The 17574-nt window shown below is 55.0% G+C and carries 14 protein-coding genes; all 14 read left to right on the forward strand.

Annotation, left to right across the window (positions count from 1 at the left end):
- Positions 1-35 precede the first annotated feature (35 nt).
- The gene (locus tag IPM31_13280; GenBank protein MBK9007951.1) at positions 36-1502 is read left to right on the forward strand and encodes a CoA-acylating methylmalonate-semialdehyde dehydrogenase; all 1467 of its coding nucleotides are present in this window, start codon (positions 36-38) and stop codon (positions 1500-1502) included.
- A 212-nt stretch (positions 1503-1714) separates the two neighbouring features.
- Positions 1715-2185: an endonuclease domain-containing protein gene (locus IPM31_13285; protein MBK9007952.1), complete on the forward strand. Its 471-nt coding sequence runs from the start codon at positions 1715-1717 to the stop codon at positions 2183-2185.
- Positions 2186-2266: 81 nt separating this feature from the next.
- Positions 2267-3622 carry an aminotransferase class III-fold pyridoxal phosphate-dependent enzyme gene (locus IPM31_13290; GenBank protein MBK9007953.1) on the forward strand — a complete coding sequence of 452 codons (1356 nt, stop codon included), beginning with the start codon at positions 2267-2269 and terminating at the stop codon, positions 3620-3622.
- A gap of 97 nt (positions 3623-3719) precedes the next feature.
- The gene (locus IPM31_13295; GenBank protein MBK9007954.1) at positions 3720-4832 is read left to right on the forward strand and encodes a spermidine/putrescine ABC transporter substrate-binding protein; all 1113 of its coding nucleotides are present in this window, start codon (positions 3720-3722) and stop codon (positions 4830-4832) included.
- Positions 4833-4844: 12 nt separating this feature from the next.
- Positions 4845-6254 (forward strand): APC family permease, encoded by a 1410-nt coding sequence (locus IPM31_13300; GenBank protein ID MBK9007955.1) that lies wholly within the window; start codon positions 4845-4847, stop codon positions 6252-6254.
- 14 nt (positions 6255-6268) lie between these two features.
- Complete coding sequence (locus IPM31_13305; protein MBK9007956.1) at positions 6269-6694, forward strand: universal stress protein; 426 nt, start codon at positions 6269-6271, stop codon at positions 6692-6694.
- Positions 6695-6941: 247 nt separating this feature from the next.
- Positions 6942-8054: an ABC transporter ATP-binding protein gene (locus IPM31_13310; protein ID MBK9007957.1), complete on the forward strand. Its 1113-nt coding sequence runs from the start codon at positions 6942-6944 to the stop codon at positions 8052-8054.
- A 4-nt stretch (positions 8055-8058) separates the two neighbouring features.
- Positions 8059-8982 carry an ABC transporter permease gene (locus tag IPM31_13315; GenBank protein MBK9007958.1) on the forward strand — a complete coding sequence of 308 codons (924 nt, stop codon included), beginning with the start codon at positions 8059-8061 and terminating at the stop codon, positions 8980-8982.
- Positions 8979-9872, forward strand: a complete 894-nt coding sequence (locus IPM31_13320; GenBank protein ID MBK9007959.1) for an ABC transporter permease — start codon at positions 8979-8981, stop codon at positions 9870-9872. Before IPM31_13315 ends, IPM31_13320 begins: the two co-directional genes overlap by 4 nt.
- 101 nt (positions 9873-9973) lie before the next feature.
- Positions 9974-11134: a spermidine/putrescine ABC transporter substrate-binding protein gene (locus IPM31_13325; GenBank protein MBK9007960.1), complete on the forward strand. Its 1161-nt coding sequence runs from the start codon at positions 9974-9976 to the stop codon at positions 11132-11134.
- A 425-nt stretch (positions 11135-11559) separates the two neighbouring features.
- Entirely contained in the window at positions 11560-12762 is a 1203-nt protein-coding gene (locus tag IPM31_13330) for a saccharopine dehydrogenase NADP-binding domain-containing protein (protein ID MBK9007961.1), read from the forward strand.
- Positions 12763-13025: 263 nt separating this feature from the next.
- Complete coding sequence (locus tag IPM31_13335) at positions 13026-14468, forward strand: gamma-aminobutyraldehyde dehydrogenase (GenBank protein ID MBK9007962.1); 1443 nt, start codon at positions 13026-13028, stop codon at positions 14466-14468.
- A gap of 120 nt (positions 14469-14588) precedes the next feature.
- On the forward strand, positions 14589-16013 hold the full coding sequence (locus IPM31_13340) for an aldehyde dehydrogenase family protein (GenBank protein ID MBK9007963.1): 1425 nt from the start codon (positions 14589-14591) through the stop codon (positions 16011-16013).
- A gap of 92 nt (positions 16014-16105) precedes the next feature.
- Positions 16106-17548 (forward strand): gamma-aminobutyraldehyde dehydrogenase, encoded by a 1443-nt coding sequence (locus tag IPM31_13345; protein ID MBK9007964.1) that lies wholly within the window; start codon positions 16106-16108, stop codon positions 17546-17548.
- Positions 17549-17574: the final 26 nt, after the last annotated feature.

Here is a 17574-nt window from a genome sequence, read left to right on the forward strand (position 1 = left end):
TGTCTGCAATCTCTAATCCTTTACCTAGGTGAAACATGGAAATCCTCAACTACATCAACAACCAATGGACAAAACCCAGCACAAAAGAATACTTCGACGTCATCAACCCCGCCACAGGGCAGATCATCGCCAAGACTCCCCTCGGCACAAAAGCGGATGTGGACTCAGCGGCGAGGGCGGCAAGTGAGGCGTTGCCTGCGTGGCGACGGACGCCCGTCAACGACCGCGTGCAATATTTATTCAAGCTGCGGAATCTGATGCACGAGAACGCGGATGAGATCGGCAGGCTCATCACGAACGAAGCGGGCAAGACGTTCGAAGAGGCAAAAGCCGAGATGGTGCGCGCGTACGAAAATATCGAAGTGGCGTGCGGGATGCCGATGATGATGAAGGGCGAGTTCGTCGAAGACATCGCCACAGGCATAGACGAGTTGATGATCCGTCAGCCCGTTGGGGTGTGCGCCACGATCGCGCCGTTCAACTTCCCTGGCATGATTCCGTTTTGGTATCTGCCGTATGCGCTCGCGGCGGGCAACACGTACATCATCAAGCCGTCTGAAAAAGTTCCGATGACGATGCAGTTCATTATGAAACTCATCGAGCAGGTTGGTTTTCCGAAGGGCGTGGTCAATCTCGTCAACGGCGCAAAGGATGTGGTGGATGCGATCCTCGAACACCCGTCCATTCGCGCGGTGACGTTCGTCGGCTCGACCAATGTCGCAAAATATATTTACGCCACCGCCGCCGCGCATGGCAAACGCGTGCAGGCGCAGGGCGGAGCGAAGAATCCCGTCATCGTCTTGCCCGATGCGGATATGGACATGGCGACGAAGATCATTGCGGACTCCGCTTTCGGATGCGCGGGACAACGCTGTCTCGCCGTTTCTTTCGCAGTGACAGTTGGTTCAGCCCGATCAACTTTTAGTGAAGCGATCTGCGACGCCGCCTCGTCGCGCGTCGTCGGCTACGGACTCGACTCAGGTGTCCAGATGGGACCCGTCATCAACGCGGCGTCGAAGGCGAGAGTCGAGTCGTTGATTGGACTCGGCATCAAAGAAGGAGCAAGCCTCCCCGTAGATGGACGCGGGGTTTCCATCCCAGGCTATGAAGCAGGTAATTTCGTGCGTCCGACCATTTTGGCAGATGTCCCGCGCGGGAGCGAGATCGCAAAAACAGAAATTTTCGGACCCGTGTTGAGTCTCATGCACGTCGAGACGGTGGACGAGGCGATTGAATTGGTCAACAGCGGACAATATGGAAATCAGGCGAGCCTGTTCACGTCGTCGGGTTCTGCCGCGCGGAAGTTTCGCTACGAAGCCGAAGCGGGCAACATCGGAATCAACATCGGTGTCGCCGCGCCGATGGCGTTCTTCCCGTTCAGCGGCTGGAAGGATTCGTTCTTCGGCGACATGCACGGGCAAGGCATGGACGCGGTGGAGTTCTTCACGCAGAAGAAGGTGGTGGTGGAGAGGTGGCCGAAGGAGTGGACGAGGAAGTTCTGAGGATTAGAGGAGTGGCGAGCTCTTGACCCCCATCCCGTCCTTCCCCCATTCAAAGAGCATGAATGGGGGAAGGGGAACAGAATTTATTATGAAAACATTTGTCACCTCCCTGCCGTTGCTCTCCCTCCCCCAAAAGCGGTGTTTGCTTTTGGGGGAGGCAGGGTGGGGGTCGCAACTGACCCCATCCCGCCGAAGTGGAATGAGAATTTTTCATGAAAACAATATTCGCATCCCAACTCGTGTTATACCCTCCCCCAATTGTGTTCTTCAATTGGGGGAGGGCAGGGTGGGGGTCGGAGGTCCAATTGCATAAACGCACCACGCCGAAAATCTTCGGGCGCGCCAAACAACTTCATCGCAACGTGACCGAAGCGGAAGCCAAACTTTGGAAACACTTGCGAGCGCACCGTATGGGCGATGTCCATTTTCGGAATCAACATGCCATCGCCAACTACATCGTTGACTTTTGCTCTCCACGCAGGAAACTGATTATTGAATTGGATGGAAGTCAACATTTGGAGCAGGAAGAATACGACGAAGCAAGAACAAACTATCTGAAATCCAAAGGATTTACCGTCCTGCGATTTTGGAATAACGACGTTATGAACAACATTGAATCGGTCTTGACTGTAATTTGGAATACCTTGAAAGAGCAAGCGCCCATCGAAAAAGAATCACCCTGATGGAGAACCGCCAATTACCAATTCTCTAATTCTCTAATTCTCGCAATCTCCAATCTCCAATCTCTACCCTCAAGGAATCTTATGAACTACACCAACGCCCTCAACTACTCAAACACCTGGCTCGACATCATCAAACAAGACAACTTTCCTCAACAAGACCAAGCCAAATGGATCATCGAAGAATCGAAAAACAACTTTGCCGAGCATTTCAATCGCGGCTGGCTGGAATATCGCAAGTCCGTGACGGAGGCGGGCGATTGGGCTTCGGTCGAATGGTCGGGCAAAGGCTCCACGTTCACCGATGTGATGGGACGCAAATACATTGACTGGCTCGGCGGCTTCGGCATGTTGGACTTGGGTTGGTGTCATCCCGAAGTTGTCGAAGCGGTCATCGCGCAAGTGAAGCGCGCGCCCATGCCTTCGCAGGAATTGCTCGATCCCTTGCGCGGCGCGCTCGGCAAACTCATGGCAGACATCACGCCAGGCGACTTGAAATATTCCTGGTTCGCGGCGAGCGGCACCGAAGCCATCGAAGCGGCGATCAAGATCGCAAAACTCTACACGGGCAAGTCCGCGTTCATCGTGGCGGTCAAGGCGTTTCATGGCAAGACGATGGGTTCGCTTTCGATGATGGGCAAAGCGGATTATCGTCAGGCGATGGGCTTGCTCTACGGCGGGCAAATTTATCACGTCCCGTTCGGCGATGCGGACGCGCTCGAACGTCAACTCGACATTTGCGCCAACGTCGGCATCGGCGTGGCGGGCGTTTTATTCGAGCCGATCCAGGGCGAAGCGGGAGCCATCGTCCCGCCCGACGATTTCTGGTCCCGCGTCCGCGCCGCGACGAAAAAACATAACGTCCTGCTCATTGCGGATGAAGTGCAAACGGGTCTCGGTCGGACGGGGAGGCTGTGGGGCGTTGACCATTGGGACGTCGCCCCCGATATCCTCGCCACGGCGAAATCCCTCGGCGGCGGCGTGATGCCCGTCAGCGCGGTGACGACCACCGAAGAAATCTTCAAGCCGATGATGTATCCGAATCCGTTCATGCACACGACGACGACAGGCGGGAACGCGCTCGCCTGCGCCGCGGCGATAGCGACGATCAACATCACGCTTCGTGACCGACTTTGGGAGGGCGCGGCGACGAAGGGCAGTTATCTCATCGAAAAAGTGACCGAACTCGCCGACGAGTTTCCGCAGTTGTACAAAAAAGTCACAGGCAAGGGACTGCTCATCGGTCAACACTTCCAGACTCCCGAACTCGGCTACAAGGTCGCGGCAGAATTATTCAAACGCGGAGTGCTAGTCGCTGGCACACTCACCAGCGCCCAAACCATCCGCATCGAACCGCCGCTCATCATCGAACAGAGTGAAATAGATGAAGGACTGAATCGCTTGCGAGACGCGGTTGATGTTGTGGTGAAAGGTTTATAATTTAGAAGTTGCATCCGTAACGCGACATTTGTGTCGCTCTTGCGCAAGGACAACCTTACCGCGTAACGGTGAATTACAGAGTTGGAAGGAGAGAATAATGCACAAACGGTTACTGGCAATATCGTTATTGTTCGTCGTTGTAGGCGGCGCGCTTGTTGCGTGCGCGCCCAAGGCTCCCGAAGTCACCTCCACAGAATTGAATCTGTATGGATTCACAGAATACGTTCCTGAAGAAGTGATCGCGGGCTTTGAGAAGCAAACGGGGGTTAAGGTGAATTATGAAACCTATTCCTCCAACGAGGAAATGCTTGCGGGGTTGAAAGATAAGCCTGGCAAGTACGATCTGATCCTTCCCAGTGATTATGCGGTGGAACAACTCATCAATCAAAATGCCCTGCTCGCGTTGGATTTGGAAACCATCCCAAATTACACCAACATTGACTCTGCCTTTTTGCATCCGTACTTTGACCCGCGCGGTGGCAACAGCCGCCGACCTGGGGTGAAAAACGATAAATTCAGCCTGCCCTATTTGTGGGGGACAACTGGCATTGTGTACGACTCGACGAAAGTTTCGGAGCCGATCACCAGTTGGAGCGATCTCTGGCGGCCCGAACTGGCTGGTCACATTGTTGTTTTGGATGACGCCCGCGAGATGATGGGTATCGCCTTGTTGTCGTTGGGATATAACAAGAACGAAACCGATCCAAAAAGGCTTGCCGCCGCCCGCGATACATTGATCGAGCTCGCGCCAGGCATCGTCGCGTTCGACGCGGACGCTCCCGAGGATTACTTGCTGTCGGGCGACGCGTGGGTGGGCGTGATGTACAACGGCAATGCCGCTCTGGCGGAAATCGCAAACCCGAATCTGGTCTATGTCCTGCCTGAGGAAGGCGCGGGTATCTGGTTCGATAACATGGCGATTCCCGCCGACGCGCCTCATGCTGATGCCGCCATAGCCTTTATGAATTACGTGCTCGAGCCAGCGAACGCGGCGCTCATCATTCAAGCATACCCGTATTCCACTCCCAACGCCGCCGCCCTCGATTATTTGAGGGAAAACAACGCGGCGTTTTACGATGGATACATTGCCAGCCTTGCTTCGAATCCTCCGCAAGATGCCTTGCTGGGAGCCACGCTGGTTAAAAATCTGAACCCGACCGCCGCGCAGTTATATGAAGAGTATTGGCTCGCGGTGAAGTCCAGCCGTTAGGAGAGAGACACCATGACAACCACAGCAGATATTTCTACTGGCAACATCCCCATCCGAGTCATACAACGGCGGCTGACGCTCCTGCCGTTGGTGATGATCATGTTTTTCAGCGTGAGCGGCGGCGCGTATGGGCTTGAAGATTTGGTCGGCTATTCGGGTCCTGGCATGGCGTTGTTGCTCATCCTGCTTACGCCGCTGATCTGGAGCCTGCCCACCGCGCTGATGGTGGCGGAACTTTCAACCGCCATGCCTGTTCAAGGCGGCTATTACGCGTGGGTGAAGAAAGCGCTCGGCCCGTTCTGGGGATTTCAAGAAGGTTGGTGGAGTTGGGTCACCTCGTTTGTAGACATGGCGATCTACCCTGTGCTGTTTGCCGATTACCTTTCCACGTTGCTTGTCCAACAATTCAACGTCCATGCGCTGGAAAACGAATGGATCCACTGGGGCGTCACCCTGGTCGTGATCTGGGTGTTTACTGCGATTAATATCCGCGGATCAAAAGGCGTCGGGGATTCTTCCAACTGGTTCGGCATCTTCATCCTTGCCCCGTTTGCGGTCATGTCCGTCATCGGGCTGTTTCGCCTCTTTCAGAATCCTGTCCGCGTGTGGGAGCCGTTCATCCCGCCCGACTCCACCTTCCTCGGCGCATTCGGCGTAGGCTTGTTCGTAGTCATGTGGAATTACCTCGGCTGGGATGGCGTGTCCACGGTCAGCGAAGAGATTGACAATCCGCGCCGCAATTACCCGCGCGCGCTGGCGTGGACAATTCCGCTGGTGACCATCGCCTATCTGTTGCCTGTGCTTGCGGGTCTGGCAGTCGCCTCCGATTGGAGCGGTTGGACGGCGGGATACTTCCCCGAAATTGCGGCGCAGATCGGAGGTCAATGGTTGGGGGCGTGGCTGGCAATCGGCGGCTTGGTTAGCGCGGTGGGTTTGTTCAACGCGTTATTGCTTTCCATTTCGCGCCTGCCCTTCGTTATGGCGGAAGATGGGTACTTGCCGAAAGCGATTACGAAAGTGCACCCAAAGTTCGAGACTCCCTGGGTGGCAATCATCGTGTGCGCCACGATCTATTCGTTCTTCACGTTGAGCGCGTTCGCCAGTCTCGTCGTTGTGGATGTGATCGTCTATTCGGCGGCGTTGCTGTTGGAGTTTGCCGCGTTGATCGCGTTCCGCGTCAAATACCCGAAGATGAAGCGTCCGTATCGCGTGCCTGGAGGTTGGTTTGGGATATTCTTGATTACCATCTTCCCTGTCGGCGTCCTTGCGCTGGCTGTGGTCAGCACCATTCAGGAGGAGGGTATCAGCGCGTTATATTTGTCCATTGCGGCGATAGCCACGGGTCCTATTTTGTATCCGATCCTGAAAAAGTTCGTGAAGAAGGACCAGCCCGATGTGGAAGTTCCGATTGAGGAAGATTAACAGAGGAGAACCCCATGATCAAAAAAATCTTATTACCAACCGACGGCTCGGAACACGCGGCGAAAACGGTGAAGTACGCCAGCGATCTGGCGAAGACCTTGAATGCCAGCGTGGAAGTGATGTATGCCTACCAATCGTCTGTTGTGTTGCGCAAACGCGCCGCCGCCATGACGGAAGAATATAAGCAAGCCCTCTCGGAAGACGCGAAAGAGATTGTCGAAGAAGTGGCTGAAAAACTCAAGGCGGATGGCATCGCAGTCTCTGCCGTTGTGGTGGAGGGTCCCGCGGCGGAGGCCATCCTGCGCGCCGCGGAAGAGTCACAGCCAGATTTGATCGTGATGGGCTCGCGCGGCGCAGGCGGCTTCGCCAACATGCTGTTAGGCGGCGTCGCGGAGCATGTGATGCGTTATTCCACAACGCCTGTGCTGGTTGTGAAATAGCTGAAATCACGCACCGTCCCGCAGGGTCTGCGGACTGAGCCGCGTCGCGCGAGGCAACCCTTCGATGAACTCAGGACAAGTCTGCGGGACGTTTTGTGTAGAGCAAGTAAAGAAATTAGGACTGACGCAGTTGAACCTGTTGCGCCGCAGTTGCACTGCGGCGGCGGCAGTGTAACTGCCCGCTAACTGCGTAAGTCCTGCAAATTATTGTACAATCAGCAAATCCTGCTCTGAGGAGAAGAGTATTATGACAGCCGAGTTTGCAGTGGAATTGCAAGATGTCGTAAAGAAGTTCATCACGCCGGAGGGAAACGAACTGAATGCCGTTGATCACGTCACCATGCAGATCAAGAACGGCGAATTTTTCTCGATGCTCGGGTCGTCGGGGTGCGGCAAGACCACCTCGCTGAGAATGATCGCCGGGTTCGAGTGGCCCACCGAGGGGGAGGTGTATATCGAAGGAAAGGCGATGGGGCGCACGCCGCCTTTCCAAAGAAAGGTCAACACCGTATTCCAAAGCTATGCTCTCTTCCAGCATTTGACCGTTTTCCAGAACATTGCCTTCGGTCTGGAGATGGAAGGCGCGCAAAAGGATGAGATCGAGAAGCGCGTCAAGCATGTGTTGGAGATGGTCCAACTGACCGGCATGGAACGCCGCAAGCCCAAACAACTCTCCGGCGGTCAGCAACAGCGCATCGCGGTGGCGCGCGCGCTGGTCAAAGTGCCGGACGTGTTACTGCTCGATGAGCCGCTCGGCGCGTTGGATTTGAAACTGCGCAAAGACATGCAACTCGAACTCAAAGCGTTGCAACAGCAACTGGGCATCACCTTCGTCTACGTGACTCACGATCAGGAAGAAGCCATGACCATGTCCGACCGCATCGCCGTGATGAGCAAGGGCAAGGTCCAGCAGATGGGGACACCGGTGGAAATTTACGAACGCCCGGCGAACAAGTTCGTGGCAGACTTTATCGGGGAGTCGAACTTCTTCGATGGGCGAATCAAGTCGCTGTCGAAAGAGGAAGCGGTGGTTTCTATCCCCGAATTGAACGCCGAGGTGACCGGCATCCCCGTCTCACCGGGTTTGGTTAACGGAGAGGAAATCACAGTTTCGATCCGCCCGGAGAAAGTGCTGATCTCGGAGAAGCCGATGAATCAAAATACGTTCAAGGGCAAAGTGACGAACACGGTGTATATCGGCACCGACACGCACGTGTATGTGGACTTGATGGGGAAGCGCGTGAAAGTGTTCGAGCAGAATCGCATTTCGCGGCTCGACCCCGGCTCGTTCTACACGGTCGGGCAGGACGTGACGCTGGTGATGATGCCCGAAAATGTTCTCGTGTTGAAAAAGGAGTAGCGCCATGTTGAAACGATTGCGTGAGAATAAATCGGCGCAAGGCACGCTGTTGGCAAGCCCAACCATGTTGTGGATGATCGGCTTGTTGATCATCCCGCTGTTGCTTACTTTGGTTGTTTCTTTCGGGCAACGCAGCCCCGACGGCGATGTGATCTATTCGTTCTCGCTGGATAATTACATTCGCCTGCTCGGCTACAGCACGGATTGCGACAATGGACAGGCTTCATGCTTCGACCCATTGTATCTGCAGATTCTTTGGCGTTCGCTGTCGCTGGCGTTCAACACAACGGCGCTGGTGATCCTTTTGGCTTACCCGCTGGCGTATTTTATCGCGCGCGCACATCCCTTGCGTCGGAACACCTTTTTGTTCATGGTCTTGATTCCGCTGTGGACGAACTTCGTCATCCGCGTGTATGCGTGGATGATGTTACTGCGCACGCAAGGCGTGATCAATTTGGGTTTGGGCTGGCTGGCGGGCTTGTTCAACATCCCTTTCACGCCGTTGGAAATGTTGTACACGCCGGGCGCTGTGTTGGTGGGCATGGTCTACGAATTTCTGCCGTTCATGATCCTGCCGATCTACACTTCCCTTGAAAAAATTGACAACTCCTTATATGAAGCCGCGGCCGATCTCGGCGCGAACGGACTCAAAACCTTTGCGCGGGTCACGCTTCCGCTCTCGATGCCGGGCGTGGTGGCTGGCACCATTTTGGTGTTCATCCCGGTGATGGGCACCTTCATCGTCTCCGATATTCTCGGCGGAAGGCAGGTGATTCTGGTGGGCAACCTGATCCAACGTCAATTTCTCGACGCGCGCGACCCAACCTTCGGCAGCGCCGCTTCGTTGATCCTGATGATCATGACCCTGATCGTGACGTATTTCTACACGCGCAAATTCGGCTTCGGAGAGGAGATCGTTGCGGCATGAACCCCCATCGTCGTCACCCCTTTATCTTTTCTACGGCAATGTTGGTGTATGTGTTTTTATATGCGCCGATCATTGTGCTGATTCTGTTCTCGTTCAACGCGTCGCGGGCGAACGTCACGTTTGAAGGATTCGTTCCGACCTTTAGCGACAAAACCGTGATGGACGGCAGTCTGGTCATTGCCAGCCCGTGCGGACCGTTCCACTGGTTTTGCGAACTTGCAAAAGACAAGGATGTCGCCGAGGCGGCGGGGAATACCCTCACGATTGCCATCGTCTCCACCCTGATTTCCTCGGTCATCGGCACCATGGCGGCGTTGGCGCTTCAACGCTACGAGTTTAAACTTAAACCCTTCTCGCAACTTTCGCTATACATCCCCATCGTCATACCAGAGATCGTGATGGGTATCGGCATCCTGACGCTCTTCAGTCAGTTGTTCGGTGTCATCAACGGTTCGCTCGGTTTGACGGGCGATTCGAGACTCAGCATGGGCTTGGGTACCGTCATCGTCAGCCACATCGCCTTTAGCGTTCCGTTCGTGACTCTCGTTGTGCAGGCGCGTTTGCAGGGCTTCGACAAATCCTACGAAGAAGCCGCCATGGACCTCGGCGCCAACGAATGGACGACGTTCCGCCGCGTCACCTTCCCCATGATCCTGCCCGGCGTTCTTTCCGGCGCGTTGCTGGCGTTCACCCTGTCGCTCGACGATTTCGTCATCACCTTCTTCACCAACGGGCCGGGCTCAACAACATTGCCAATTTACGTCTACGGTCTGCTTCGCAGGATCATCACGCCGCAGGTCAACGCCCTGTCCACTGTTTGGATTCTGACAGTCTTTTCCGTGGTGTTGATTTTGCAATGGCTCCAAAACCGCGAGGCGAAACAGCATTAAATGAAAGTCTCGTCATGCGAACTTCAGTTCGCGCGACTTCAGGTATTTCGCGGAGTCTCCGCGTTGCCAATGTAACAAAATCTTTTTAGAAGGAGAGAGAAATGAATCACAAAAGCACCATGAAGTGGCTGGGATTGGTCATGGCAATCAGCCTGATCCTCACAGCCTGCGGCGGCGGAGGCGAACAACCTTCGGAGCCTCAAACAACAGACGGCGCAAAGGTTACCTCCAGCGGCTTTACATGCCCGGAGCCAAGCCCGCGCGTAGAAGTGACCTCGACCGAGTTGAACGTCTTCGTGTGGACGGAATACTTCCCGCAAGACATGCTCGATTGCTTCGAACTCGTCTACGGTATTAAGTTGAACCGCGATGAATATTCCAGCAACGAAGAAATGTACGCCAAGGTCTCTGCGGGCGGCACGGCGTACGATCTCGTCCAGCCGACCGACTACATCGTCCCATTGATGATCCGCCAGGGCTTGTTGCAAGAGTACGATCAAGCCAAACTGCCCAACTTGAAGAACATCGACACGGGCTGGTTGGACAAAAGCTTCGACCCGGGCAACAAATATAGCGTCCCCTACCTTGCCGGCACCGATGCGATCGTGGTGAATACCGACGCGGTTGATAACGTGCCCCAATCGTGGGCAGACCTGTGGAAACCGGAGTACGCCGGGAAGATGGTCTTCATTGACGATTCGCGCGCGGTCATCGGTATCACCCTCCTCACGCTTGGGTACGATGTCAACACCACCGACCCCGCTCAACTCGATGAAGCCAAGGCAAAACTGGCTGAACTCGTCGCCAATATCAAAGTGTTCGATAGCGATAGCCCCAAGACCGCGCTAATCGCCGGCGACGCGGACCTCGGCATGGTCTGGACCGGCGAGGCATATATCGCCAACCAGGAGAATCCAGCCATCCAATACATTTACCCGACCGAAGGTCCCATCCTTTGGCAGGATAACTTTGTGATGCTAAAAGACGCCGCTCACGCCGATGCGGCTTATGCCTGGCTGAACTACATGATGCAAGGCGATATCTTCTGGCTCACCATGCGCGATTTCCAATACACGAACCCGAACAAAGCCGCGTTGGAATACGCCAAAGCGAATCAACCGGAAGTGTATAGCGCCTACGCCGATTCGCCGATCACCAACCCGCCCGCCGAAGTCGTGGCGAACGGACACGGCATCGAAGATGTCGGCGACGCCACGCCGCTCTACGATGATATTTGGGTGGAAGTAAAAGGCAGCAACTAGATTTAAAGAAGAGAGATTGGAGACTGGAGACTTAACCTCCAGCCTCCAATCTTTATCCACCCCCGCTTCAATCGCCGGGGACGGCTGATTCGGTTTCGTCGATTTTATTCAAACCTGACAACGTAGTATCGACTTCAGTCGTTTCCATATCTGAACGACTGAAGTCATTACTACCGCTACACAAACTTGTCCGCCCCCCGATACCGTACCGCAAAGTTCACTTTGCGCTTGCGGGTCGCTAGATCAATTTAGGAACGTACAAAAGCCAGTTCAACACAAACTTGTCCGCCCCCGATACCGTACCGCAAAGTTCACTTTGCGCTCGCAAGTTGCTAGATCAATTTAGGAACGTACAAAAGCCAGTTCAACACAAACTTGTCCGCCCCCGCGCATAGATGGGACGCGGAGCCAACCGAAAGGATTTTATGCGAGTCTTACTCGTAGGGGTTGGGGGAGTGGGGGAAGCCATTGCCGCCATTGCAAAACCACGTGAGTGGATGAAGTTAATGGTGCTTGCCGATTACAACATCAAACGCGCCGAGGAGGTGCAAAAGAAATTGGGGGATGCGGAACGATTCCCGATCGAAGCGATTGACGCCAGCAAACAGGAAAGCATCGAAGCGCTGGCGAAGAAATACAACGTTGACCTCATTATGAACGCGGTGGACCCCGTATTCAACAAACAAATTTTCGACGCGGCGTACAATGTTGGCGCGAACTACATGGATATGGCGATGACCCTCTCCGAGCCGCATCCGACCGACCCATTCAATAAGGTTGGAGTCAAACTCGGCGATTATCAGTTCGATAAAGCGAAGGATTGGGAGAAAAAAGGTCTGCTCGCCCTCGTCGGTTTCGGCGTGGAACCTGGCATGGCAGATGTGTTCGCGCGTTACGCGGCAGATCATCTCTTCGACGAGATTGACGAGATCGGCGTGCGCGACGGCGGCGACCTGTATGTGGAAGGCTACAAATTCGCGCCGACATTTTCAATTTGGACGACGATTGAAGAATGTTTGAATCCGCCCGTTGTGTACGAGGAAGGCAAAGGCTGGTTCACCACCGCACCGTTCTCCGAACCCGAAATGTTCGACTTCCCCGAAGGCATCGGCAAAGTGGAAGTGGTCAACGTGGAGCATGAGGAAGTCCTGCTTGTGCCGCGTGGAATCAAGAATGTCAAACGTGTCACATTCAAATACGGTCTCGGCGATGAATTCACTGATGTGTTGCGGACCCTTCACAAGTTAAATTTAGACAACAAGGAAAAGATCAAAGTCAAAGGAGTCGAAGTCTCACCGCGCGATGTGGTCGCCGCGTGCCTGCCCGATCCCGCGCACCTCGGCGACAAGATGCACGGCAAAACCTGCGCAGGGACGTGGGTGAAAGGCACAAAAGATGGAAAGCAAAAAGAAGTTTACCTTTATCAAGTCGCCGATAATCAAGAGTGCATGAGCAAGTGGAACTGCCAGGCGGTCGTCGCGCAGACCGCGTTCACGCCCGTCATCGCGATGGAGTTACTCGAAAAAGGAATCTGGAAGGGCGCGGGCGTGCTGGGACCCGAAGCGTTCGATCCGATCCCGTTTATGGAGCGGATGGCGGAGTATGGGTTTCCGTATGGGATTCGGTAGACAGGTACACAAGTACACAGGTAAACACGTACACATGGGAAACTTGTTTACTTGTCTACGTGTATACGTGTTTACCCTCCCTCGTCCATTTCGGAATAAATGAATTGCCAACGATTAATCGTCTCTGTATAATTTCAACATCATCAGAGCCTATGCGGAACCATGCGTAGGGAGCATTCTCTAACGCGCCGAGTGAATAGTTGGCGTTAGAGAACGCCAACTACACGTAAGCCATGTTCCTAAAATTCTCACGAGGAGAAAAGATGGACTATAAACTTTGGATCGACGGCAAGTGGGTGGATTCGCAAGGCGGCGAGAAGATGCAGATCGAGAATCCTGCCACGGGCGAAAGAATCGCGGAGGTGCAGGGCGCGTCGCGGGCGGATGTGGACAAGGCTGTGCAAGCCGCGAAGTCCGCGTTTTATGATGGGCGTTGGTCGCGCAAGACGCCGAGCGACCGCTCGAAGGCGATCTGGAAACTGGCGGACTTGCTCGAAGCCAATTCGGAGGAATTTGCGCGCGTCGAAAGTGAGAACACGGGCAAGCCGTATAAATTTTTGAGTCTTGCAAGCGACGTTCCGTTTACTGTTGACAACCTGAGATTTTTCGCCACCGCCGCGCGCGATACGCATGGATCGCACGCGGGCGAGTTCATGGCGGGATACACGTCCATCTATCGGCGCGAGCCTGTGGGAGTCATCGGGCAGATCACGCCGTGGAATTATCCGTTGAACATGGCGGGCTGGAAGATCGGTCCCGCGCTCGCGGCGGGTTGCACGATCGTGTTGAAGCCCGCGCCTGGGACTCCGCTCACCACGTTGATGCTTGCTGAATTAATAAAAGAAGCGGGGATTCCCGACGGCGTGGTCAACATCATCGCTGGCGGCAACGACGCGGGTCAGGCGTTGACAGAGCATCCCGACGTGCGCATGATCTGCGTGACGGGTTCGTCAGGCACAGGCAAAAAAGTGATGAAGACCGCGGCGGATACGTTGAAGCGCGTCCATCTTGAACTGGGAGGCAAAGCGCCGTTCATCGTGTTCGACGATTCGGATCCCGAACTCGTCGCGGCGAAAGCGTCCTTTGCTGCGACGGCGAATACAGGGCAAGATTGCACCGCCGCGACGCGTATCTACGTGGAAAAAGGTCGCGCCAAAGATATGCGCGAAGCGGTTGTCGAAGCGATGAGGAATACAAAAGTCGGTCTGCCGTTTGACGATGGCGTGGTGATGGGTCCGTTGATCTCTGGCATTCAACGCGAGCGCGTGAGTGGATTTGTTGATCGTGCAAAATCACAAGGAGCAAAAATCCTCACAGGCGGCGGCGTGCCGAAAGATTTGCAAAAAGGTTATTACTACGAGCCGACGGTCATCTCGGATGTTCAACAGGATTGGGAGATCGTGCAAAGCGAAGTGTTTGGTCCCGTCATCACCGTGCAGGAATTTGACAACGAAGAACAGGCGTTGCATTTCGGCAACGATGTGTTGTACGGCTTGGCGGCGTCTGTGTTCACCAAAGATGTCGGTCGCGCCATGCGGCTCACGAGTCAACTGGAGTTTGGCACGGTCTGGGTCAACGACCATTTGCCGATCACCTCCGAAACTCCGCACGGCGGGTTCAAACAATCGGGTTTCGGCAAGGATCTATCGGCGGAGGCGGTTGGCGATTATCAGATCACGAAGCATGTGATGGTTGCGCAGGGTTAGAGCAGAGACTGGAGATTAGAGATTAGTCTCTAGCCTCTAAAAGGTTTGCAAAGTTTTTGAAAGTATCATCGCGTACACTAATAACCATGCTTTACGCAAATCAATTTCATGGAGAACGAAATGGAATACAAATTGTTGATTGACGGTCAATGGGGCGGGAGCGGGACTCCGCTGGAGGTGAAGAATAAATACAGCGGCGAAACGGTCGGTGTGGTTCAAACCGCCACTAAAGAGGATTTGAACAAAGCCATAGATGCCGCCGAACGCGCCGAAGATGTGATGGCAGATATGCCCGCGCACAAACGCGCCGATATTCTGTTGCGCGTGGCGAGTCTGATCCGCGAACGATCCGAGGATTTGTCAAAGACCATTGCCGCGGAGGCGGGCAAGGCGCTCAAGTTTGCGCGCGCCGAAGTGGATCGCGCTCAAAGCACGTTCACGATCGCTGCTGAGGAAGCAAAACGATTGCACGGCGAAACGATTCCGCTGGACGCGGTTCCAAGCGGCGAAGGATTCTTCGGATTCTGGACCCGCCGTCCCGTTGGTGTGATCGCGGCGATCAGTCCGTTCAATTTTCCCCTCAACCTGGTCGCGCATAAAGTGGCTCCCGCGCTCGCTGCGGGCAACACGGTGGTGTTGAAGCCCGCCACGACGACTCCGCTCGCGGCGGTGAAGTTGTGCCAAATTTTGCATGAGGCGGGAGTCCCTGCTGGGGCGATCAATCTCGTGGTCGGCGGCGGCGGGACGGTGGGCGAGTGGCTCATTACCGACGAGCGCGTGGACAAGATTACGTTCACGGGATCGCCTGAAATTGGTCGGCATATCTTGGCTGTGGCTGGAATCAAAAAAGTGACTCTCGAACTCGGCAACACATCACCTGTGGTCGTCGCGCCCGATGCGGATCTGGATTTCGTCGCCAAACGCTGCGCGGTCGGCGCATATTACAACTCGGGGCAGGTTTGTATTTCGGTGCAACGGATTTACAGCGAGAAGAAAGTGTTCGAACCGTTCTCGGAAAAGTTCGTCAAAGCGACGGAGGCAATGGTGGTGGGCGATCCGCTCGATGAGCGCGTGGATGTGGGACCGATGATCGACTCAAAGGAAGTGGATCGAATCGAAAGTTGGGTCAACGAGGCGCAAGGGTCGGGCGCGAAGGTGTTGACGGGCGGCAAACGCGAAGGCGCTGTATATTATCCGACGGTGCTCACGAACGTTGAATCGGATATGAAAGTTGTGGCGGAGGAAACGTTCGGTCCTGTGGCATCCGTCATTTCGAGCGATGATTTTGAAACGGCGTTGAAGCAAGCCAATGATTCAAAGTTTGGTTTGCAAGTCGGCGTTTTCACCAACGATGTGAACCGAGTGCTCAAAGCGGTAAAACGATTGAACTTCGGCGGTGTTATCGTCAATGACACGCCGAACTTCCGCGCCGATCACATGCCCTACGGCGGCAACCGCCAAAGCGGACTCGGGCGCGAGGGCTTGAAGTTTGCGATGGAAGATATGACGAATATTCAATTGGTGGCGATACGGTTGGGTGCGTAAATCACCCTCACCCTAACCCTCTCCCGTTGGAGAGGGGACTCCCTTCTCCCTTTGGGAGAAGGGTTGGGGATGAGGGAATACAAGGAGAAACCATGAACTACAAACTTTGGATTGACGGCAAGTGGGAGGATTCCAAGGGTGGGAAGATGATGTCGATTGAAGACCCTGCGACGGGGAAGAATATCGCAGAGGTGGTGGACGCCAGCCGCGAGGATGTGGATCGCGCGGTGCAAGCCGCGAAGACCGCGTTCTATGATGGTCGCTGGTCGAAGAAGACTCCGAGTGAGCGTTCAAAAATTATTTGGAAACTCGCCGACTTGATGGAAGCCAACGCGGAAAAATTGGCGAAGGTCGAATCGGAGAACACGGGCAAGCCGTACGAGTTCGTGAGTCTCGGCGGCGATATTCCGTTTGCAGTAGATAATCTCCGCTTCTTCGCAAGCGCGGCGCGTGATACGCACGGCTCGCACGCGGGCGAATTCATGACGGGCTACACGTCCATTTATCGGCGCGAACCTGTCGGCGTGGTCGGGCAGATCGCGCCGTGGAATTATCCCGTGATGATGGCGGCGTGGAAGATCGGTCCCGCGCTCGCGGCGGGATGCACCATCGTGTTGAAGCCCGCGCCTGGCACGCCTCTCACGTCGTTGATGCTCGGTGAAATTATCAAAGAGGCGGGCATCCCCGATGGCGTCGTCAACATCATCTCTGGCGGCAACGACGCGGGTCAAGCCATCGTCGAGCATCCCGATGTGCGCATGGTGAGTCTCACTGGCTCCACTGGCACGGGCAAGAAAATTATGAAGACCGCGGCGGATACATTAAAGCGCGTGCATCTCGAACTTGGCGGCAAGGCTCCGTTCATCGTGTTCGATGATTCCGATCCCGAACTTGTCGCGGCGAAGGCTTCGATGGCGGCGACGCTCAACACGGGGCAGGATTGCACAGCGGCGACCAGACTCTACGTCGAGCGAGGCAAGTCGAAGGTCATGCAAGAAGCGGTTGTCGAGGCGATGAAGAATGTCAAAGTGGGGCTTCCGTTTGAAGATGGAGTCCAGATGGGTCCGTTGATCTCCAAAGTCCAGCGCGAGCGCGTGTCTGGATTCGTGGATCGCGCGAAATCCGCTGGCGCGAAAATTCTCACGGGCGGCGGCGTGCCGAAGGGATTTGATAACGGCTATTACTACGAGCCGACGGTGATCGCAAACGTGCAACAGGATTCTGAAATCGTGCAACAGGAAGTGTTCGGACCCGTTGTGACCGTGCAGGAATTTTCGGATGAAGCAGATGCGCTGAGCAAGGGCAACGATGTGTTGTATGGACTCGCCGCCTCGATCTTCACCCGCGACATCGGACGCGCGATGCGCCTCTCTTCGCAACTGGAATTTGGTACAGTTTGGGTCAACGATCATCTCCCCTTGACCTCCGAAACCCCGCACGGCGGATTCAAGCAATCGGGCTTCGGCAAGGATTTGTCTGCGGAAGCGATCGGCGATTATCAGATCACGAAACATGTGATGGTGGCGCAGAGTTAAGAGAGAATTGGAGGATTGGAGAATTG

Origin of the sequence: Candidatus Defluviilinea gracilis (assembly GCA_016716235.1) — a bacterium.
GTDB classification, from domain to species: domain Bacteria; phylum Chloroflexota; class Anaerolineae; order Anaerolineales; family Villigracilaceae; genus Defluviilinea; species Defluviilinea gracilis.

Coding starts and splice junctions, on each gene's coding strand:
- IPM31_13280 (MBK9007951.1), top strand. CDS start 36: ATGGAAATCCTCAACTACATCAACAACCAATGGACAAAACCCAGCACA.
- IPM31_13285 (MBK9007952.1), top strand. CDS start 1,715: ATGAAAACAATATTCGCATCCCAACTCGTGTTATACCCTCCCCCAATT.
- IPM31_13290 (MBK9007953.1), top strand. CDS start 2,267: ATGAACTACACCAACGCCCTCAACTACTCAAACACCTGGCTCGACATC.
- IPM31_13295 (MBK9007954.1), top strand. CDS start 3,720: ATGCACAAACGGTTACTGGCAATATCGTTATTGTTCGTCGTTGTAGGC.
- IPM31_13300 (MBK9007955.1), top strand. CDS start 4,845: ATGACAACCACAGCAGATATTTCTACTGGCAACATCCCCATCCGAGTC.
- IPM31_13305 (MBK9007956.1), top strand. CDS start 6,269: ATGATCAAAAAAATCTTATTACCAACCGACGGCTCGGAACACGCGGCG.
- IPM31_13310 (MBK9007957.1), top strand. CDS start 6,942: ATGACAGCCGAGTTTGCAGTGGAATTGCAAGATGTCGTAAAGAAGTTC.
- IPM31_13315 (MBK9007958.1), top strand. CDS start 8,059: ATGTTGAAACGATTGCGTGAGAATAAATCGGCGCAAGGCACGCTGTTG.
- IPM31_13320 (MBK9007959.1), top strand. CDS start 8,979: ATGAACCCCCATCGTCGTCACCCCTTTATCTTTTCTACGGCAATGTTG.
- IPM31_13325 (MBK9007960.1), top strand. CDS start 9,974: ATGAATCACAAAAGCACCATGAAGTGGCTGGGATTGGTCATGGCAATC.
- IPM31_13330 (MBK9007961.1), top strand. CDS start 11,560: ATGCGAGTCTTACTCGTAGGGGTTGGGGGAGTGGGGGAAGCCATTGCC.
- IPM31_13335 (MBK9007962.1), top strand. CDS start 13,026: ATGGACTATAAACTTTGGATCGACGGCAAGTGGGTGGATTCGCAAGGC.
- IPM31_13340 (MBK9007963.1), top strand. CDS start 14,589: ATGGAATACAAATTGTTGATTGACGGTCAATGGGGCGGGAGCGGGACT.
- IPM31_13345 (MBK9007964.1), top strand. CDS start 16,106: ATGAACTACAAACTTTGGATTGACGGCAAGTGGGAGGATTCCAAGGGT.